Origin of the sequence: Thermocrinis minervae (assembly GCF_900142435.1) — a bacterium.
GTDB classification, from domain to species: Bacteria; Aquificota; Aquificia; order Aquificales; family Aquificaceae; genus Thermocrinis_A; species Thermocrinis_A minervae.
On the sequence record NZ_LT670846.1, the window covers coordinates 312,815 to 331,685 of the forward strand.

An 18,871-nucleotide genomic window follows, 5' to 3' on the forward strand; every position below is an offset into this window, starting at 1 on the left:
AATATGATAACATACTGACTGGTCGGTATGTTGCGTCTAGCCGAACACTTCCAAAAAGAGTTCTCTCATGCCTTTAAGGGTGTTGAAAAGCTCTTCTGAGAATTCGTCTACGTCCATCCCCAGAGAACTTGCTAGTCTTTGGAGGTCTTGCCTATGCAACACGGAGCCAGCTCTCTCCTTTGAGAGCCTAAGCCTTGTTTCTACAAGCCTCAAAAACATGTACTTTTGGTACACGTCTTTCAGTATACTGTGCTTTTCCATGAGCTTCTGACATGCCCTTATCATAGAAGGCTCTCTTAGACCTTCTAAGATTATGTAGTACTGGATTATGAACTCTCCATCCAGCAGCCCGCCTGGGGAGAACTTTAGGTCTATAAGGTCTTTACCCTTCTTGGCCTGACCTTCTAGCATATGTCTCATCTGTTTTATCTCTTCCCTTTCCTTCTTACCCACAGGCTTTTCAAAGAGGAATTCCGTCAGGAGCTTCTCCATCTCCTCCTTTAGATACTCTGGCCCTACTACGTATCTACACCTTGTCCATGCTAGCCTTTCCCAGGTTCTTGCTGTGTTCCTAAAGTACTCCCTGTAGAACTCAAGAGGTGGCAGAAGCTCTCCCTTTGTACCCATGGGTCTTAGTCTAAAGTCTACATCGTATAGGTAGCCTTCAGAGGTGTGAGTGGTTAAGAACCTTACAAAGTTTTGAGCCTTCTTTGTAAGCTCGTAGTCCACTTGAGAGGAAACAAAGACGAGGTCAAGGTCTGAACCTATGCTTAACTCAGCGCTACCGTACTTTCCAAGGGATAGAAGGAGTATACCGTCAAGCTCTAGAAACTGGTATGCTTTCTTAAGCAAAAAGTCTGCGAGCATGGTAAGGCTTGCAAAGAAGTCCATAAGCTTTTTGTACCTGTGGTCCTTCTTAAGAAGGTACACTAGAGCAATTCTTACTTCCCAGACTTTTTTGAAACGTCTGAAGAGATTCTCAGGGCTTAGATTAAGCGTCTGCTTGTACTTTTCAAACTCTTCGGTGAGTTTTTCCTCTTCTGGAAAGTCTTGGTAAAGGGTAAGAACGTCTTCCACCAGGTCTGGATTCCTGCTTATCAGGTTAGAAAGGTATGAAGATAGGGAAAAAACCTTGCAGAGCTTTTGGTTTACATCTTCCTTGGCTGGGCTTAGCACTACCTTCCTGCCTGTGGGGTTGGAGAAGAACTTGTCAAAGTTTATGAGCGTCTCGTCTGGATCCGTGGACATGGACATGTTCTTTATAAGACTCGGAAGAAGCTCTATGAACTTCTTCTTTTCTTCGCTTGAAAGTATAACTCCTTCCTTACCGTGTATGTAGCTTACCAGTATGCTGTAGGCTCTCAGGGGGTTTTTAAAGCCGTATGCGCTTAGAACTTCCCTTGCCAGGTTTTCGTCTTCTGTTAAGATGGCCTGCTGGATGGGATCAAGCTCCTTTGGCCTTTCTTCCGGCATTATGCCTTCAAAGACCTTGCTTACCTCCGAAGTGTAGTACCGGAATGTCCTTTCAAACTCTTCCCTTGATAGGCCCATCAGGAAAGCTAGAGCATCCACATCGTTGGGAGAAAAGCTGTGTGTCTGTGTGCACCTGAACATCTGTATTGTGTGTTCAAGCCTCCTTAAAAACTCGTATGCCTTCTCTAGGATGACTGTCTGTTCGTTTGAGAATATACCTTTCTGGTTTAGCTTCCATATAGCCCTGAAGGTGTTGCTCTCTCTCAGGAAAGGGTTTTTACCACCCAGGAGTAGGACCAAAGCCTGGACGGCAAATTCTACCTCCCTTATGCCACCCTCACCTGTTTTGACATCTACCTTGTTTAGAACTCTCTTCTTTGATTGGGCAAGTATCTGGGCTTTGAGGAGCTTTATTTCTTCTATGACCTTATAGTCTATGGATTTTCTAAAGACAAAAGGGTTTTTTACCTCCCTTTCAAACACCTCGTACAGCTCTTTGTCTCCAGCACAGAAACGTGCTCTTAGAAGGGCAAACCTCTCCCACACTCTTCCATAGGATTCGTAGTAGAGTTCTGCACTCCTTACAGACATGCTTATAGGACCCGATCTCCCGAAGGGCCTAAGATCTAAATCCACCTCGTAGGGTTTTCCCTCAGGTGTTACTGTGTTCATGAGGGTAAAGACCTTTTGAAATACCTTAGAGAAGAACTCGTTTAAAGTTAGCTTTCCGGCTTGCCCATTGTCGGAAGAGTGGATGAACATAAGGTCTATGTCTGAGTAGTAGTTAAGTTCGTAGCTTCCCAGTTTACCTAGGGCTATTATGCATCCTGTGACCTCCTTCCCATTTTCTTCCAAGGGCTTCCCGTATTTTTCCGTATATTCACTTAGGGCTCTTTCGTAGGCGCACTCAAGCATGGCGTCTGGAAGCTCCGAGTACTCGTGAAGGATGTCCTCAAGCTTTGCAGTTCCAAGGATCTCCTTTGAGAGCAACCTCATAAGCTCCCTGTGCCTATAGTAAGCAAGCCTTTCTGAAAACTTCTCGTCGCTGAGGGAGTCCGAAAGAAGGCTCTTAAGCTCCTTCAGGTAGTCCTCCTTTTTCTTCCTTACGTACCAAAGGCCAGGGATAGTGTTCTGAAAGTCTTCTGGGTGGTTGATGAGGAACTTCCTTATACATTCGGACCTATCTAGAAGCTCAAGCAGGAGGATAAACCTTCTTTCGTTGAGGTAGGAGATGAGGCTCTGTGGGTCAGGATGGCGTTTTAACAGCTCCTCGAGGCTTTCCTTGGCCCTTTGGGGGTTTAGAAGCTTACCTTTAGCTTTTTCAAACCACTCGGAAGGAAACACTCCTGATAAAACATTTTATGATAAAAGTCTTCTTCCCGGAAGGAGGTCTGTATTAGTATATTTTCCACTATGGCCAAGGTGAAGATAAACGGAAAGGTGTTTGACATACCTGTAGGTGTTAGATTTGGTGAGCTACATCATGAGATAGAGAAAGCTGGGATTGAGTTTGGATGCACCGATGGTCAGTGCGGCGTCTGTGTGTGTACTGTGAAGAAGGGACTTGAGTGTCTAGCTGAGCCTTCTGAAACTGAAGAGGAGACCTTGTGGCGCATAGGCGAGTACCAGGAGGAGAGAAGGCTCACCTGTCAGCTGGTAATAGAAAAGGAAGGTTGCGAGATAGAGCTAGAGACGGACTAAATTTAAGACTATGATAGGCCTGCAGGCACCTTTTTTTTCTTTGAAAGACTACCTTAAAGGCAAGTACGGGAAGAGAGTGCAGAAGATAACTGTGGCCTTACCCTTCACATGTCCAAACATAGACGGAACAAAGGCTAGGGGAGGATGTACTTACTGCTTTGCTGGTACAAGGCCTGCTCATCTTGAGCCTCACGTACCTTTAAGGACGCAGATAGAGGAAGGTATAAGAAGGGCGAAGAATAGGTACGGTAAAAACATACTCTTCTTTATCTACTATCAGTCTTACTCCAACACTTACGGAGATTACGAGTTTTTAAAGAGGGCGTATGACACGGCTTTGGAGTTTGATGAGGTAGTGGGTATAGATGTGGGTACACGGCCAGACTGTGCTCCCGAGTGGGTCCTAGACCTTCTTGAGAGCTACGCAGACAGGGGATTAGAGGTTTGGGTAGAGTATGGACTTCAGAGTGCAAACTTTAGTACGCTTAGGTTCATAAACAGGGCTCACGGAGTGTCTGACTTTGTGGATGCAGTACTCAGGACCAAGAGAAGGAACTTAAAGGTTTGTGCCCATGTAATACTAGGACTTCCCCATGAGGACGAGGAGGATATGTTGGAGACGGCTAAGCTCATCAGCGCACTGCCCGTGGACGGTGTGAAGATCCATCCCCTTCATGTAATAAAAGGGACCAAGATGGCTGAACAGTACCTAAAGGGTGAGTTCAGAGTTCTATCACTTGAAGAATACGCAAGGAGAGCGGCAGACTTTATAGAGGTGTTGCCAGAGCATGTGGTGATACACAGGCTGACGGGAGAGGTAGAGGAAGACAGGCTCATAGCTCCAGACTACTGTACCTACGCCAGAAAGCATGACGTTATAAAGGCCATAGTGGATGAACTCATCTCAAGGAGGTCAAGGCAAGGTTCAAAGAAGCTCTTAAACAGATGAAGAAACATCATTGGGCTTTGATTTCTCTATTGTTAAACCTAATGCAATCCCTTTTAAAGGCTGTAGGAGGTTTTTACACAGGTAGCCTTTCCATGCTTGGGGAGGCCATCCACTCCCTGTCTGATTCCTTTGCCTCACTGGTGGCATACATCAGCGTGCGCTTTTCTGAGAGAAAGAGTCAAAGGTTTCCCTATGGGCTTTACAAGCTTGAAAACGTAGGTTCGACTGTTATAGGGATCTTTTTGGTACTGGCTTCCTACGAAATAATAAAAAGAGCTTTCGAGGAAGAGGTGAAAATAGACAGAAACCACCTACCCTTAGGCATCTCCATAATAGTACTATCTTTGGCAAGCTCTTTGATACTCTCCCTTTTGGAAAGGAAGGCTGGAAAAGAGCTCAACTCTCCAACGCTCATAGCCGATTCTTATCATACGCTCACAGATGCCCTAGGATCTTTCCTAGTCCTTATGAGCCTTGTAGGGTCATACCTTGGCTACAGCCTAGACAGGTACTTTGCTGTAGGAGTTTCCTTGCTCATACTCTACACAGCCATAGGAATCTTCAAAAGGGAACTGTCTGTACTTCTGGACGTTTCCGTGGACGAGGAGATATTAGAGCAGATGAGGCAAACTATCCTTGAATTTGAGGAAGTTAAAGAGATAAAGTCTTTGTTTGTCAGGTCATCGGGGGGTAGGCTCTTCGCAGACATAACCATCACCATAACAGGCAACGATGCCGTAAGCATACATAAAAGAGTAGACCAGATAGAGATGGCCTTAAAGCAGAAGTTTCCCAACCTTGAGGCTGTCTTCATACATTACGAACCTATAGTAGAGCAAAAGGTAGCTGTACTTTTGGATGCGAGCGGTAACGTAAGCAAGACCTTCGCAGAGGCTAAGGAGATCCTCTTCCTGGGCGATTCAATCGAGAAGGTAAAGAAGGTTAAAAACCTCTCTGAGTTCCAAATAGCCAAGATAATACAAAAAGAAAAAGCCTCTACTGTGATATGCGGACAACATCCAGAGTGTAATATGGCAAAGGCAGTTCTAAGCCATGAGGGTATATTTGTGTGGGAGACAGACAAGAAAAACCCCTACGAAGCTGTTTCAGAGGTTTTAAAGTATAAGGAAAACGTAAACTCTGGTTAACCATGAGTAAGATACTCATAAAGAATGCTAGGATAGTAGATCCTTCCCAAAGCCTTGATGTTGTTGGAGACCTTCTCATAGAGAAGGGAAGGATAAAGGAGATAGGGCAGAACCTTATAGAGTTTGAAGCTCAGATAGTGGACGCAAGGGGGCTCATCCTTTGTCCTGGTTTCGTAGACCTGCACGTACACGCCAGGGACCCAGGCCAGACTTACAAGGAGGATATACGTACGGTAAGCATGTGTGCGGTTGCTGGTGGTTTTACCACCATAGTGTGTATGCCCAACACAAACCCACCCATAGACAGTCCAGAAGTGGTCAACTATGTGATCTGTGAATCCCAGAAGGTAGGTCTGTGCAGGATACTTCCAGCAGGTGCCATCACCAAGGGAAGAAAAGGGAAGGATCTAACAGACTTTTACGCTCTAAAGAAGGCTGGCTGTGTGGCACTAACAGACGATGGAAGTCCTCTTATGGACTCAAGGCTCATGGAGATTACCCTAAAGCTCTCAAGAGACTTAGGTCTTCTAGTGATGAATCACTGTGAGGATGACAGGTTAGCCTATGGCCATATAGACGAAGGTTACGTAAGCTCCCTTCTAGGTATTGCCTCAAGGCCAGCATCCGCGGAGGATGTGCTAGTGGCCAGAGATTGCATCCTCTCATACAGGACAGGCGGAAGGCTCCACGTACAGCATATATCCTCAAGTTTAAGCCTTGATATAGTGAGGTTCTTCAAAGAAAAGGGAGCTCCTGTCTCGTGCGAAGTAAACCCTTACCACCTTACCCTTACCCAAGAGGAGCTTTTGAAGAGTGGCTCCAACGCCAAAGTAAACCCGCCTCTCAGAACAGAAGAAGACAGAAGAGCTCTTATTGAAGCTCTTAAGGATGGGACCATAGACTGTGTGGCCACGGACCATGCACCCCACGCAAGCTGGGAAAAGGGACTTATAGAGAAAGCCATGCCAGGCATGATAGGCCTACAGCTAGCTCTTCCTATGATGCTCAAACTCGTTGATGAAGGACACATAAGCCTCAGCAAAATGGTAGAGCTTATGTCTTATAAGCCTGCTCAGCTTATAGGTTTGGGATGTGGAACTCTAAAGCCTGGTGCCGTAGCCGATGTGATACTATTTGATCCAAAGAAGGAATGGGTACTTTCGGAGGAAACAAACCTTTCCAAGTCAAGGAATACACCACTGTGGGGAAAGGTACTAAAGGGAAAGGTAATGCTCACCATCCTTCAGGGAAAGGTGGTTTACAAAGATACTGATACGTCCTAAAATTTGATGTATGGAGCATAGAGAAAAGCATTACAAGGAGGAGCTGGAGGAAGGACAGCACGAAAAGCCAGAACCTGATCTGTCCGCTGTTTACACAGGTTCCGAAGCGCTTAAGAAAGCTCCCGAGATATACGGGGTACCCACGGGTGTAGAAGGGTTGGATGACCTTTTCTTCATAGTCAAGGAAGAAAACGGAAAGCTGGTCAAGAAGTCTCTGAACGGTATACCAGCCTACTCGGTTCTAAACATAACGGGGGTTTCCGACACTGGAAAGTCTCTCATGGTAGAACAGTTCTCTGTCTACCAGGCCAGTAGGGGACAGAAGGTGGCCTTCATCACCGTAGAGTCTCCCGCCAACTTCGTAGTAGCCTCCCTGAAGTTGAGAGCCAGTGCCATGGGCTTGAAGTTTGAAGACTTCCAGGACAACATAATACTCATAGACGCTGCTTCTTCAACAAGGCTTAGGGAAAACGTCCCGGATCTGCTTGCCACTTTAGCCTATGTGATAAAGAACTACCATGTTAGGTTCACAGTTATAGACTCAGTGACAGGCCTCTTCGAAAACAAGGAGATGATGGCAAGAGCCATAGTGAGAAGACTGTTCAACTTCATGAAGAAGTGGTACCAAACGGCCCTGTTTGTATCCCAAAAGAGAAGTGGACACGAGGAGCTCACAGCGGAGGCTGCAGGTGGTTACGCAGTAGGCCACATAGTAGACGGAACCATGGTTTTGGCTAAGGAGCTAGTGGATTCACCTTACAAGGCAAAGCTTTACAAGAAGAGCGTAGGAGACATAGTTAGGCTCTTCAGGATAGACGGCTGTAGAATGTCGGGCCACGACACAAGGACACACTTCCTAGAAATTACAGAAACAGGTCTAGTTAGGATAAAAGAACCTATAGGGGGTAGTTAACATGGTGGTCGTGCTTAGTGGCTTACCAAGCGAGATGGATCAAAAGGAACTGGAGCACTTAGCAAGCAGAGTCTTTTTCAAAGCCATTGACCTGCTCGGTGGCCTCAACAAGCTTACCGAGTACAGGACGCTTACATGGTTACCTAGCCTAGCAAGGGCTGCCTATGTGGTAGTTCTAAAGGATGAATACCTAAAGTCGGAAGAGGAGATAGCCCAGAAGGTAGGTCTTACTAAGAACACAGTGAGGAACATACTAAGGGCAGACCCAACGGCAGCGCTGGAAAAGCTAAAAAGGCTTGAAGAGCTTGTAGGTGAGGAAAAGAAAGAACTCAAGGTACATACGGCAGGTGGTATAGCAAAGCTTGCCTACAAGATGGTTAAAGAGGGTGGTGATGCAGAGACGCTCATACACTACTGCGAAAGAGTGGCCGAGGACATAGTGAAGACCCTTGACATACCCTGGGCTTATGTAGTACTCAAGCACTCCAAAGGTACCAAATATCCCATCCAAGATCCATCGATCCTTTCGGAAAAGTTAAAAGACATAAAGATAAAAGGAATAGACGCTCAGGAGATCATCCAAAAGCTTCATTATCCCATAAGGAACCCAGCCCAGCTCCTGCATGAGATAAAGCTAGCCCTTAGTGAATACACTCAGTAGGAGCTTCAAAACTAGGGATAAGGTAGCCGGCCATCACGGAAAGATAAAAGAGGAAAGAGTAGGAAAGTAAAAATACCCGTCCCTCCCTCTCTGGGAAGATGTCCTTGAGGGTGGGCACCCTTTGTCTTCCCATCAGGGGTGCGTACTTCTTCCACCAAAGTAAGAAGGGCATGATATGGTACACGGCGCCGGCGCTAAGCAGAAGAAGAAAACCATACAGAAGCCCATCGTGGTGAATGGCAGCAAAGGTAAAGTCTTTACTGCTTGCACTAAGAATTCCAAAGCTTAGGAAGGTGAAAAGCAGGAAGAGAGAAAGGATAAGGTACTCCACTGACAGATCAAGACCTTTGAGGGGACTCTTCCTCTGGTGGAGGCTATCGTAAAGGTTGAAGGCCAACACAAAGAGGGAAGCTATCAGAAAGAGTCCGAAGGTGGCCACATACTTAAAGTAACCTGTATACCAGCCATACAAGAAGGGCAGGAGGGATAGATTTAGCAAGAGAAGGTTTAGCTTTAATAGCTTTGGATGCTTTATCTCCTCCACCTGGAGCATGGGCACGAAGATGTAATAAGCACCCACTATGGTGTTAAGCAAGCTTCCTACACTTACCGTATGTACCACCAAGAGTCTGGGAAGGCCCAAAAGGAAGAAGACGCTGGCCAGCAGTTGGTAAAGACTTCCCAGGATAAAGTAGAGTGCTATGGCGCTTGGTCTTGAGGTGTTTACAAGCAGGAAGAGCACGAAAGAGAGGTTCATAAGAAGGTACATGTAGATGTCTACAGTCCAGTATGCGAAAAAATGTACGAGGTTTACAAGGAAGAGTATGCTGTACACGTATGAAAGAAACTCCCACCTTATCCTTGTGCCTTGGACTGTTGGGTACATCTGGAAGAGTGTTCCAGCAACCAAGGAAGGGTAGACGAGGAAAACAAGAAAACCCACGTAGTCCTTGCCCAAGAGCTTGAGAAGGATATATAGAAGGGTGTTGTCTTGGAGAAGCTTGCAGGCCTTATAATCCTTGGAGTTTTCTTATCTCTTCCAGCATGGCTTGAAACTTTTCATCGGAGAGTTTTCTTATCTTTTTGGCCTGCCCCAATGTAACCGTGTGGGGTAGTATCTTACGCAGGAGGGGATTCTTCAAGGGTGTAAAGCCGTACCTTATGAGTATCTCCAGGGCCTGAGGGTACCTCTTTAGGAGCTGTCCTACGTTGGTGTTTTCATCTATGGTAAACTTCTCTGGTTCCTTTTCTTTAACCTCTTGGCCAGATCTCCATATTTTCAGTAGATATCCATCTTGCGTTTGAATAAGCTCGTAGTCAAAGCCAAGCTCTTTGAGCCTTGGTAGGAGATGGGTAAAGGGTCTTGAGCCTAAAACTTCCAGAACCTCACCCTCCTTTAGGCTCTCTAAAGCCTGAGCTATCTTGATCATAGGCTGGGGAGGCTCAAGGCCCCTGACGTCAAGCTTCATGGTCTTATGTTCACCATGTCTATGCTCGTATGGGGGTCTATCACATCTTTCAGTGCTTACCAAAGTCTCTGAACATCTGATGACATGCCATACACCCCCTTACCATCTTCATATACTCTTCGTAAGCTTCTTCTCTTCTGCCCTCCCTTATAAACTTAACCAACCTCTCTGCGCTACCGTGTACTTGCTCTTCAAAGGTAGGCATAGCCTTTATAAACTCCTCTCTTCTTGAGGGGTCTATGTACCTGATTGGACCGCCCTTCGGCATAGGATGGTGCACTATCTGCTGAGCACCGCTAATTATAAGGTAGTCGTTGTTAAACAGAAAACCCTGGAGTATGCTTATGGTTGCCTGGTTTACAAGCTGCATCACCTGTCTGAAGGTCATGTCCGACTCTTGGGTATGCTCTACAGCTCCTGCCAGGCTAACAGCCGCAAGAAACACCCAAAACCTTCTCATCTTTACCCTCCTATATTGTTTATGAGCACCTTCCAGTAGGTTCCGCCCCACTCTTCGTAACGCCACCCTACGGAAATGGGAAATAAAGGCAGTGGGTCGTGATTGTTGACTATGTTAAAACTCTTACACATGAGTGCATCACCCATCGGCATAAAGCCAAAAAGCTCTCCCTTCTTAACTCCGAAGAAACACCTTCCGCTGATCTTACCAAACAAAGTATTCTTCATACCTGAGTTAGTAAATGATTACTATCATACTGTTAATCTACCGTTAAACTATGTCTTTATAATTTCCTACTCAATGCTTCTCCTGCTTGTGCTCGTCTGTCTTTCCTTTGGGATGGACATAAGGCAGGCCATGGATCTTCTGGAGGAGCATCCCACCCTAAAATCCCTCGAGGAGGAGAGGAAAGTTATAAGGGCTTTACCCTTGACCTACAGGTCTTACCTAAACCCTACGGTAAGTTTCCAGCTTGGAAACTTTGGAACCTCAACCGAAAGTTATACCAAGTCTCCTGTGTACAACTTCTCCTATTCTCAGCCTATAGCACCTCCTTCCATCAGGAAAGGCTATGTGAAGCTGTCTGAGTTAGAAGAGAACATTCTCACCTGGAGGATAGAGAGCCAGAGGGTAAGCCTTAGGGGGGAACTCTACAGGGCTTTTATGCATGCCCTATACCTTAGAGAGAGGATACGTGTGCTTGAGGAGAGCCTAAAGCTAAGCTCGGAGGTCTACAGTTTTGTGAAGAGGACTTACGATCTTGGAGAGACTACAAAGCTAGACCTCTTTAGAGCAGAAAGGGAGATGAAGATGGCTCAGTGGGATCTTGACCTAGCAAAGAAGGAGTATGCCGCAGCTCTTGTAGAGCTATCTTACTTTACGGGCAGACCTGTCGATTCTGTAGATGGAGACTTCTTTAGCCTACCAGAGATAAAACTTAGAAACTTAGAGGATGTACCAGTTTTGAAGGTCTACAAAAGCTCCATAGAGTCTGAGGGACAGAGACTAGTCATAGAGAGAATCCTTTCAAAACCCAAGTGGTCCCTGGAAGCTTTGACAGAAAAGGTTTCAGACAGAAGCTATGGGGTCAGGGTAGGTCTAAGCGTGGAGCTTCCCCTTTTCTACAGTCGTGAGTTGGAGATAATCCAAAGGCTCTCTCAAAGGGAGATTCTGACAAGGCAGAGTGAGACAGAGGAGCTGAGGCTAAAGGCCCTTACAGGTTCTCAGCTGGAGATATGTTCAGAGCTCAAGAGACAGATAGACCAGCTTGAGAATAACCTCGTACCAGAGGCACAGAAAGAACTTGCCCTGGCTCTCAAGAGCTACAGGCTAAAGGTTATAACCCTCCTTGAACTCTCTGAAGTAAAGAGAAGATACTACGAGCTTCTTTCGAGAAGGCTTGAGCTTTACCTTAGGTACCATCAGGCTTTTGGTGAGCTTCTGAAGGCGGGGGTAGTTTTATGGCGTTGATGCTTTTGTTATGGCTGGTAGCCTTTGCCTTTCCCCAGGTTGTAAAGGTTGACAAACAGCAATTAAAAAGACTTGGCATCCAAACCTACGAGCTTAGGCTGAGTACAGAGCAATACGAAATAAAGCTTCCCGCAGAGGCCAAAGAGTATCTACCAGAATCATCGGAAGTCTATCCACCCGTAGGAGGTATAGTGAGGGAGGTCTATGTCAAAGAGGGTGATTACGTGAAAAAGGGACAACCTTTGGCCTTGGTATACTCACCGCAGGTAGCAGAGCTAAGAAGCCAGCTGAGGATGGCCGAGGTGAGGCTAAAGACAGCAGAGGAAACCCTAAAGAGGGAAGAGCTCCTCTTTAAGGAAGAGGTAATACCTTATGCACGCTATTACTCGGCCAAAGTGGAGTACGACCGAGCAAAGGGTGAATACAGGGCTCTTATGGAATCTTTGAGATCCTTTGGCGAGGTGAAAGGAGATAATCTCGTGGTCAGAGCACCAACAGAGGGATACGTGGTAAAGCAGGAAGTAAGGAAGGGATCTTCTGTAGACTTGTCTAAACGTATGTTCCTGATAGTGTCCAACAGGAAGGTATGGGTCTTTGGCTACGCTCCTTATGAGATCTCGAGGAGTATAAGAAAGGGTATGAAGGCTTACGTGGTAGTTGAGGGTACTAAATTGGAGGGGATTGTGGATTACGTGGGTGGGTACGTGGATCAGAAGATAAAAAGGGTTCCCATAAGGGCTCTAGTGGAACAGAAGAAAAGCATCCTTAAGCCAGGTGGTATGGTAGACCTTGTCGTAGTGGTGGGTCAGGTGAAGGGTTTCTTGGTGCCTTCTGAGGCTGTACAAAGGATAGAGGGTAAAAGTTACCTGTTTGTTGAAGTTCCAGAAGGCTTTAAGCTCGTTGAGGTAAGACCTATTAAGGAAGTTAAGGGCAAGACGCTCGTTGAGGGACCGCTCAAGGAAGGAGATAGAGTGGCCATGAGCGGCCTGGTGTTCTTAAGGTCAGTGCTGGGAAGATGAGTGCAATAATCTCTTACAGGTTCTTCATACTTGTGCTTATGATCCTTTTATCTGCCTACGGAGTTTACAGCTTCCTAAGGCTTCCAGTGGATACCTTTCCAGACCCAACACCCGTTCAGGTAGTCGTCTACACGGAAACGCCAGGACTTTCTGCCGAGGAAACGGAAGTGCTCGTGACAAGACCTATAGAGTCCTCCCTCTCGGGCATAAGGGACGCTCAGCTTGTCAGGTCCATAAGCCTTCCTGGTCTTTCTTACGTTACCGTCTTCTTCAAAGATGGCACAGATGTCTACCAGGCCAGGAACTTGGTATCTCAGAAGCTTTCAGAGGTACAGGGCAAGCTGCCATCAGGGTACACGCCACGCATGGGTCCAAACACCTCAGGTTTGGGAAACGTTCTCTTTTATGCTCTTGTAGATCAAAAAGGAAACTACACCTTAGAGGACCTAAAGACCCTACAAATCTGGAAGGTCAAGCCTATGCTTACATCGGTAGATGGTGTGGAGGACATATCTCAATGGGGTCCCGAAAAGGCCTATAGAGTCTCTTTAGACCCAGAGAAAATGCTACTGCTTGGCGTAACCTTTGAGGATGTTATAAAGGCCCTTGAGGAGTACAATCAGACGGCTGGGGGTGGTTTTACTACAGGTCCTGAGGGTGACCTAGTAGTGAGGGGTATAGGCAGGGTAAGAAGTCTAGAGGACATAAAGAACATACCTGTCAAGAAAGGAGAGGGTTACAGCATAACACTCGGCCAGGTGGCCGACGTTTACCCTTCTGAGCTTCCCAACAGGAGGGGAGCTTTCACTTACAACGGTCAAGAGGTCCAGGGGAACATAGTCCTAAAGCGTATAAACGTAAACACCATGGAGCTAGTTGAAGCTCTCAAACAAAGGCTTAAAGAAGTTCAAAGCATACTGCCAGATGGAGTAAAGGTGGATATACTCTATGACCAATCTTACTTAACCCAAAAAGCCCTCCAGACCATAGAGAAGGCCCTTCTGGAAGGCGTACTTTTGGTGATAGGGGTAGTAAGTCTTTATCTATGGAACGTGAGGACGGCCATACTCATAGCCCTTTCCATACCCCTTACCCTTACCCTTTCCTTCATCTTAATGGAGCACGCTAACATCTCTGGAAACCTTATGTCCTTTGGTGGACTCACCATAGGTATAGGTCTCTTTGCGGACGCAAGTGTGGTAGTAGTGGAGAACATCTTTAAACATCTCTCAGAGAGACCAGACAAGCCAAAGCATACGGTGATACTAGAATCCCTTAGGGAGGTTGTAAGGCCTGTAGCTTTCGCCGTGGGCATTATAGTCACCGTCTTCTTGCCCATCTTTTCCTTTGAGTCGGTAGAAGGAAAGTACTACAAACCTCTGGCCCTGACCATAATATTTGCTCTAATATCTTCCCTCTTAGTGGCCTTTCTCTTCATGCCCGTGCTCTCCTTCTACCTACTGAAGTCAGGAAAGGAGGAGAGCCTTCTTTTCGCAAAGCTAAGAGATGCCTACCTTAGGCTGTTAAACAGAGCCTTCGCTTACAGGAAGTACATCCTTGTTTCAGTGGTGTTTCTCTTCCTCTCGAGCCTTTTGCTGCTTTCCAGGATAGGTACTGAGTTTACACCGCAGCTGGAGGAGGGAGCCCTTCTGGTAAAGTCCTTCCTCAACCCTAACGTGACCCTTGAGGAAGCAAAAAGAGTAGCGAAGGTGGTAGAGGAGACAGCCTTAAAGTATCCTGAGGTGGTGAGGACCTTTTCCAACATAGGAAGGGCTGAGGTGGGCGAGCCGGAGGACGTGAGCTACATAGAGACCTTTATAATCCTAAAGCCTGCCGAAGAGTGGAAGAACTTCAAAAGCAGGGAAGAGTTCGAGCAGATCCTTAGGAAAGGATTGGAGGGAATTCCAGGTGTGGAGTTTAGCTTTACCCAACCCATACAGATGAGGATAGATGAGCTTCTATCAGGCGTGAAGTCCACACTTGCCGTGAAGGTGTTCGGGGATGATCTGAAGGAGATAAACCAGATAGCATACAGGGTGGAGGAGATCATCAAAGGTATAAAAGGTGCCGTTGATGTGGAGACAGAAGCCCAGAGCGGGAAACTTCAACTCAGGATAGTACCAGACATGGAAAAGCTACAAAGGTATGACCTTACCACGGCTGACCTTATGAACCTTGTTTCCTATGCCCTTGGTGGTAAGGAGGTAGGCTATCTGCAAGAAGATTCTATCCTCTTTCCCATATACCTAAGCCTTAAAGATAAGGACCCTAAGAGTATTGAGAACTTGCCCTTGCTTTTGAAGGACTCAAGCATAGTAAGACTTTCGGATGTGGCAAGAGTTGAGATGGCGGAGGGCTTTTTGAAGATAAGAAGGGAAAACGGCATGAGGTTTGCATTAGTACAGTCGGATGTAAGTGGTAGAGACCTTGGCTCTTTCGTGAAGGAGGTCCAAGAGAAAATAGCCAAGGAGATAAAGCTACCACAGGGGTACTTTATAACCTTTGGTGGACAGTTTGAAAACCAGCAGAGGGCTATGAAAAAGCTAGCCGTTGTGGTGCCCATAACTGTGGTCTTAATATTCTTCCTTCTCCTTATGAACTACCGATCCGTTAGAGATGCATTGATCGTTATGCTAAACGTTCCCTTCGCCACAGTAGGAGGAGTTTTTGCCCTTTATCTGTCTGGCTACAACCTTTCCCTACCTGCTGCCATAGGCTTTATAGCTGTCTTTGGTATAGCAACCCTCAACGGTGTGGTGTTAGTCTCCTACATAAGGAGCTTAGTGGATGAAGGTATGGATGTAAAAGAGGCTGTCTTCCTAGGAGCTTTGAGGAGGTTAAGGCCTATACTGATAACTGCAAGCGCCGCTTCCATAGGTATAGTTCCTATGCTTCTTTCCAGGGGTGTGGGTTCCGAGATGCAGAAACCTCTGGCCGTCGTCGTGGTAGGTGGCATATTCACATCCACGATACTTACCCTGATAGTGCTACCTCTGGTGTACGAGAAGTTTGGAAGGTCAGGAAACCAACAAACTTATGGCAAGGAGAGGTCATAGAACAAAAGGGCCACATACTCCCTTATTGCTTTGTAAGAGTCGTAAAGAACACCCATTTTGGGCATAAAGCTGAAGAAGTTGTACTTTAGGTCCCTCTTAAAATCTGTGGGGTAGGGTACCACTTCGAGGCCTTCTCTTTGGAATTCCTTGACGGCTCTCTTCATGTGGTAGGCCGAGGTTACAAGGACAACCTTCTTGTAGCCCATCTTCTCGCATATCTCCTTTATCATCTTTGCATTCTGCTCCGTGTCCCTGCTTTGCACGTCTGTGATTATCTTCCTTTTGTCTATTCCAAGCTCCACGAGGAAGGATTTCATTATGTCTGCTTCGGGCAGGTTGCCAACGGCTGAGCCACCAGAGAGTATTAGGGGAAGGTTTGTTCTTTTGTGTAGTACAAAGGCAGCAAGGACCCTCTTCATAGAGTCTTCTTTGAGTATTCCAGTGCTATAAGATCCCCCTCCCAGGACCACTATAGCGTCGGCTTCCACTTTCTCAGGTACTGGATAACTTCTCTCTAGAGGTGTGAGAAGAAGGTCCTTAACAGGTTCTGTGGACAGAAGATACAGAGATAGAGCCAAGCTAATGCTTAAAAAGTATGAGAGCCTATCTTTCCTTAGTCTGTAGGAGAGGAATAGGAGCAGAAGGATAAACACACCAGGAGGAAACATCCAAAAGGATAGAAGCTTTTTTACCAAAAATATCATTGAAGCTTTCTTGAGGCTAGTAGCAGATTCTGCACCTGGTGTTTCTTCAAAACGTCTATGAGTGCTACCACATGTTTGTACTCCACGTCCTGGTCCGCCTCTATCACCACCGTGTCCGCCGGTGAACTAGAAAGAAGGCTGTCTATTCCATCCAAGGATATACTGTTCCCCTGGTACCTGTACGTGCCGTCCTTTAGTACTTCAAGTCTTAGGACTTTTGTAAGCTCTTGCTTTTGTGCTTCTTTTGAAAAGGGCAGCTTTATTGCCAAAAAGACCATGGGAGACTGGAAGGCAAGTATGGCCAAAAACAGAAAGACAGCCAGGAGGGTGTCTACCAGAGGAACTACGTCTATGTAAGCTCTTTCCTCATAGGAAAGCCTTCTTCTTCTCACTTCAACACCCTCAACACCTGGACTATCTGCCCTTCTAATTCATCCAGTATGCTGTTGGCGTATATCTTGAAAAGCCAGTAGGCGAGTAACGATGGTATGGCCACGGTCAGACCTGTCGCTGCCGATATAAGGGCTTCACTTATACCCATGGACAGGAGGTTGAGCCCTTGATTCATCTCTGCTGCAGAGAAGGCAGAGAAGACTTTTATAAGTCCTATTATGGTTCCCAGAAGACCTACTAAGGGCGAAAGACTTGCTATAGCCGAAAGAAGAGGGATGTTTCTCTCGAGCTTAGGCACTAGCAAAGACAGTTCAAATTCCAAATTCTTGAGTAGTAGCTCTCTGTCCTTGCCTTCCTTGTACTTTTCAAGGAGGCTCTGTAGTATCTTTGCTCCTTCTGAAAGATCAAGGGAGAGTAGCTTTATTGCTGCCTCCAAGTCTCCCCTTGCTACTAAGGTGCTCACCTCCTGTATGCCTTTGGGTAAAAACTTTCCCTTACGAAGGTTTAAAAGCCTCTCTACTATGACGGCCCAGGATACTATGGATAAGATTAGCAGGATGTAAACGGAGACACCTCCCTTCTGAAGGAAGCTTATAAGGTCCATGAAGCTATTATAGACTAAGTTAGTCCATACTCCTTTAGCTTTCTCCAGAAGGTGGTCCTGTGCATACCGAGAAGCTTAGAGGCTAGCGTCTTGTTACCACCAGCCTGTCTTAAAGCTTCTATGATCCTTTCCCTTTCATCATTGTATGGTTCCCGATGTTTGTCAAAGAGGCCTGAGAACCTTATACTATCTGGAAGGTCTTCTTCCTTGATCATGGTGCCGCTGCAGACCACTATGGCATGTTCTATGGCATTTTCAAGCTCCCTTATGTTGCCAGGCCAATCATACTCTAGGAATCTTTTCATGACTGCAGGAGATACACCCTTTATCTTCCTATTGTGAAGCTTTGAATACTTGGTTATAAAGTGATTGACCAAGTGGGGTATGTCTTCTTTCCTCTCTCTAAGTGGTGGTATGTGTATGGAAAAGACGTTTAACCTATAATAGAGATCTCTTCTGAACTTTCCTTCCTCTATTAACTTGTTTATGTCTGCGCTTGTTGCAGCTATGATTCTTACATCCACCCGTATTTCTTTTCTCCCTCCTACTCTGAAAAAGCTCTTATGCTCTACGGCTCTCAGTAGCTTGGCCTGTACTTCCACAGGGATTTCTGTGACCTCATCCAGGAAAAGCGTACCCTTGTGAGCAAGCTCAAAGAATCCTTCTCGTGATTGGACAGCTCCCGTAAAGGCTCCCTTCTCATAACCGAAGAGTTCGGCCTCTACTAGATCCTTTGGTATGCTCGGCAGGTTTATGGTAACCATAGGTTTGTCTCTTCTAGGGCTAAGCTGGTGTATCAGCCTGGCTATGACTTCCTTCCCTACACCCGTCTCTCCTGTTATGAGTACGTTTACATCTAGCTCTGCTACAAGCTTTACCTTCTCCAGGACGTTTAAGAACTTGGGGCTTTTTGATACAAAGGTGGGACCTTCTCCCTCAGGCAGTAAGAGTTCGGGTACAAGGTAGAAGGATACTACGTAACCCTCACCCTCTTTTAGCTTCGACACTAAGACAGATGCCTTCCGTCTACCACACGGCGTATCTATGTAGACATCCACTCTTTCGCCTATGGGTGGTAGGTCATCCATGGATAGCCTTATTACATCGCTTATATGCATACCTCTTATCTCTGTAAACTCCCTACAGAGGACATCTTTAGCCCTCTGGTTGTGGTCTACTATCCTGCCTTCAAGGTTTAGTATGAGCACACCTTCCACAAGGGAGTCTAACACAACCTGTACGAACTCTTTTTGTCTGCGAACTTCCTCCATGTAGCTTATTACCCTGCTCACGTCCCTAAAGATCTCTATGACTCCCTCATGATGTGGGCTCATACTCCAACACACATGAGAACCCTTGGCTGTAGTAACGTCATAAACCTGAACTCCCCCAGTATCCTCCAGTATTTCCATAGGACAGGAGGAGCATATGGAGAATAGACCTCTACACTCCTGACCCTCCTCCACTCCCAACAGCCTTTTGGCACTTTGGTTGGCGTAAACTATCCTCCTTTCCCTGTTTATTATGAGTACACCGTCGAAGAGCCCTTCTAGAATGTTCCCCTCCAT

At 46.3% G+C, this 18,871-nt stretch carries 18 protein-coding genes; 9 read left to right on the forward strand and 9 right to left on the reverse strand.

Features of this window, described 5'->3' with window-relative positions; translation table 11 throughout:
• Positions 1-36 precede the first annotated feature (36 nt).
• Positions 37-2,817 (reverse strand): [protein-PII] uridylyltransferase family protein, encoded by a 2,781-nt coding sequence (locus B5444_RS01690; RefSeq protein WP_079653523.1) that lies wholly within the window; start codon positions 2,815-2,817, stop codon positions 37-39.
• Between the two features lie 69 nt (positions 2,818-2,886).
• On the opposite strand from B5444_RS01690, the gene B5444_RS01695 reads away from it, so the two are divergent.
• The 6 genes from B5444_RS01695 to B5444_RS01720 are packed head-to-tail and all read left to right on the forward strand — an operon-like array spanning position 2,887 to position 8,128.
• On the forward strand, positions 2,887-3,174 hold the full coding sequence (locus B5444_RS01695) for a 2Fe-2S iron-sulfur cluster-binding protein (RefSeq protein ID WP_079653524.1): 288 nt from the start codon (positions 2,887-2,889) through the stop codon (positions 3,172-3,174).
• Positions 3,175-3,184: 10 nt separating this feature from the next.
• Complete coding sequence (mnmL, locus tag B5444_RS01700; protein ID WP_079653525.1) at positions 3,185-4,123, forward strand: tRNA modification radical SAM protein MnmL/YtqA; 939 nt, start codon at positions 3,185-3,187, stop codon at positions 4,121-4,123.
• Positions 4,120-5,271, forward strand: coding sequence for a cation diffusion facilitator family transporter (locus tag B5444_RS01705; protein WP_079653526.1), 1,152 nt, complete (start codon positions 4,120-4,122; stop codon positions 5,269-5,271). The genes mnmL and B5444_RS01705 overlap by 4 nt, the downstream gene beginning before the upstream one ends.
• Positions 5,272-5,273: 2 nt before the next feature.
• Positions 5,274-6,554 carry a dihydroorotase gene (locus B5444_RS01710; RefSeq protein ID WP_079653527.1) on the forward strand — a complete coding sequence of 427 codons (1,281 nt, stop codon included), beginning with the start codon at positions 5,274-5,276 and terminating at the stop codon, positions 6,552-6,554.
• A gap of 10 nt (positions 6,555-6,564) precedes the next feature.
• A complete protein-coding gene (locus B5444_RS01715; protein WP_079653528.1) occupies positions 6,565-7,467 on the forward strand; it encodes a KaiC domain-containing protein in 903 nt (300 codons plus the stop codon).
• A gap of 1 nt (position 7,468) precedes the next feature.
• Complete coding sequence (locus tag B5444_RS01720) at positions 7,469-8,128, forward strand: bacterio-opsin activator (protein ID WP_154021716.1); 660 nt, start codon at positions 7,469-7,471, stop codon at positions 8,126-8,128.
• On the opposite strand, the gene B5444_RS01725 is transcribed toward B5444_RS01720, so the two are convergent.
• The 4 genes from B5444_RS01725 to B5444_RS07690 form a co-directional block, all read right to left on the reverse strand.
• On the reverse strand, positions 8,109-9,014 hold the full coding sequence (locus B5444_RS01725; RefSeq protein ID WP_172838412.1) for a hypothetical protein: 906 nt from the start codon (positions 9,012-9,014) through the stop codon (positions 8,109-8,111). The genes B5444_RS01720 and B5444_RS01725 overlap by 20 nt on opposite strands.
• A 124-nt stretch (positions 9,015-9,138) precedes the next feature.
• A complete protein-coding gene (locus B5444_RS01730; protein ID WP_079654627.1) occupies positions 9,139-9,597 on the reverse strand; it encodes a DUF1858 domain-containing protein in 459 nt (152 codons plus the stop codon).
• A gap of 49 nt (positions 9,598-9,646) precedes the next feature.
• Positions 9,647-10,057 (reverse strand): hypothetical protein, encoded by a 411-nt coding sequence (locus B5444_RS01735; protein ID WP_079653530.1) that lies wholly within the window; start codon positions 10,055-10,057, stop codon positions 9,647-9,649.
• A 2-nt stretch (positions 10,058-10,059) separates the two neighbouring features.
• Positions 10,060-10,284, reverse strand: coding sequence for a DUF2249 domain-containing protein (locus B5444_RS07690; RefSeq protein ID WP_172838413.1), 225 nt, complete (start codon positions 10,282-10,284; stop codon positions 10,060-10,062).
• Between the two features lie 73 nt (positions 10,285-10,357).
• On the opposite strand from B5444_RS07690, the gene B5444_RS01740 reads away from it, so the two are divergent.
• Genes B5444_RS01740 through B5444_RS01750 form a run of 3 tightly spaced genes read left to right on the forward strand, consistent with a single transcriptional unit; the run spans position 10,358 to position 15,602 of the window.
• Positions 10,358-11,527: a TolC family protein gene (locus B5444_RS01740; protein ID WP_172838414.1), complete on the forward strand. Its 1,170-nt coding sequence runs from the start codon at positions 10,358-10,360 to the stop codon at positions 11,525-11,527.
• Complete coding sequence (locus B5444_RS01745; protein ID WP_079653532.1) at positions 11,518-12,546, forward strand: efflux RND transporter periplasmic adaptor subunit; 1,029 nt, start codon at positions 11,518-11,520, stop codon at positions 12,544-12,546. The genes B5444_RS01740 and B5444_RS01745 overlap by 10 nt, the downstream gene beginning before the upstream one ends.
• Positions 12,543-15,602, forward strand: a complete 3,060-nt coding sequence (locus tag B5444_RS01750) for an efflux RND transporter permease subunit (protein ID WP_079653533.1) — start codon at positions 12,543-12,545, stop codon at positions 15,600-15,602. Before B5444_RS01745 ends, B5444_RS01750 begins: the two co-directional genes overlap by 4 nt.
• Here B5444_RS01750 and B5444_RS01755 read toward each other — a convergent pair.
• From B5444_RS01755 to B5444_RS01770, 4 genes are read right to left on the reverse strand one after another with little or no spacing between them, the layout of a single operon-like run.
• Positions 15,581-16,306 carry a YdcF family protein gene (locus B5444_RS01755; RefSeq protein ID WP_231967135.1) on the reverse strand — a complete coding sequence of 242 codons (726 nt, stop codon included), beginning with the start codon at positions 16,304-16,306 and terminating at the stop codon, positions 15,581-15,583. The genes B5444_RS01750 and B5444_RS01755 overlap by 22 nt on opposite strands.
• Positions 16,303-16,698, reverse strand: a complete 396-nt coding sequence (locus tag B5444_RS01760; RefSeq protein WP_079653534.1) for an ExbD/TolR family protein — start codon at positions 16,696-16,698, stop codon at positions 16,303-16,305. The genes B5444_RS01755 and B5444_RS01760 overlap by 4 nt, the downstream gene beginning before the upstream one ends.
• Entirely contained in the window at positions 16,695-17,303 is a 609-nt protein-coding gene (locus B5444_RS01765) for a MotA/TolQ/ExbB proton channel family protein (RefSeq protein WP_079653535.1), read from the reverse strand. The genes B5444_RS01760 and B5444_RS01765 overlap by 4 nt, the downstream gene beginning before the upstream one ends.
• A gap of 14 nt (positions 17,304-17,317) precedes the next feature.
• Positions 17,318-18,871 carry a sigma 54-interacting transcriptional regulator gene (locus B5444_RS01770; protein WP_079653536.1) on the reverse strand — a complete coding sequence of 518 codons (1,554 nt, stop codon included), beginning with the start codon at positions 18,869-18,871 and terminating at the stop codon, positions 17,318-17,320.

Bases quoted from the DNA above. Each gene is read 5' to 3' on its own strand.
- B5444_RS01695 (WP_079653524.1), top strand. From the start codon at position 2,887: ATGGCCAAGGTGAAGATAAACGGAAAGGTGTTTGACATACCTGTAGGT.
- mnmL (WP_079653525.1), top strand. From the start codon at position 3,185: ATGATAGGCCTGCAGGCACCTTTTTTTTCTTTGAAAGACTACCTTAAA.
- B5444_RS01705 (WP_079653526.1), top strand. From the start codon at position 4,120: ATGAAGAAACATCATTGGGCTTTGATTTCTCTATTGTTAAACCTAATG.
- B5444_RS01710 (WP_079653527.1), top strand. From the start codon at position 5,274: ATGAGTAAGATACTCATAAAGAATGCTAGGATAGTAGATCCTTCCCAA.
- B5444_RS01715 (WP_079653528.1), top strand. From the start codon at position 6,565: ATGGAGCATAGAGAAAAGCATTACAAGGAGGAGCTGGAGGAAGGACAG.
- B5444_RS01720 (WP_154021716.1), top strand. From the start codon at position 7,469: ATGGTGGTCGTGCTTAGTGGCTTACCAAGCGAGATGGATCAAAAGGAA.
- B5444_RS01725 (WP_172838412.1), bottom strand. From the start codon at position 9,014: ATGTACCCAACAGTCCAAGGCACAAGGATAAGGTGGGAGTTTCTTTCA.
- B5444_RS01730 (WP_079654627.1), bottom strand. From the start codon at position 9,597: ATGAAGCTTGACGTCAGGGGCCTTGAGCCTCCCCAGCCTATGATCAAG.
- B5444_RS01735 (WP_079653530.1), bottom strand. From the start codon at position 10,057: ATGAGAAGGTTTTGGGTGTTTCTTGCGGCTGTTAGCCTGGCAGGAGCT.
- B5444_RS07690 (WP_172838413.1), bottom strand. From the start codon at position 10,284: ATGAAGAATACTTTGTTTGGTAAGATCAGCGGAAGGTGTTTCTTCGGA.
- B5444_RS01740 (WP_172838414.1), top strand. From the start codon at position 10,358: ATGCTTCTCCTGCTTGTGCTCGTCTGTCTTTCCTTTGGGATGGACATA.
- B5444_RS01745 (WP_079653532.1), top strand. From the start codon at position 11,518: ATGGCGTTGATGCTTTTGTTATGGCTGGTAGCCTTTGCCTTTCCCCAG.
- B5444_RS01750 (WP_079653533.1), top strand. From the start codon at position 12,543: ATGAGTGCAATAATCTCTTACAGGTTCTTCATACTTGTGCTTATGATC.
- B5444_RS01755 (WP_231967135.1), bottom strand. From the start codon at position 16,306: ATGATATTTTTGGTAAAAAAGCTTCTATCCTTTTGGATGTTTCCTCCT.
- B5444_RS01765 (WP_079653535.1), bottom strand. From the start codon at position 17,303: ATGGACCTTATAAGCTTCCTTCAGAAGGGAGGTGTCTCCGTTTACATC.
- B5444_RS01770 (WP_079653536.1), bottom strand. From the start codon at position 18,871: ATGGAGGGGAACATTCTAGAAGGGCTCTTCGACGGTGTACTCATAATA.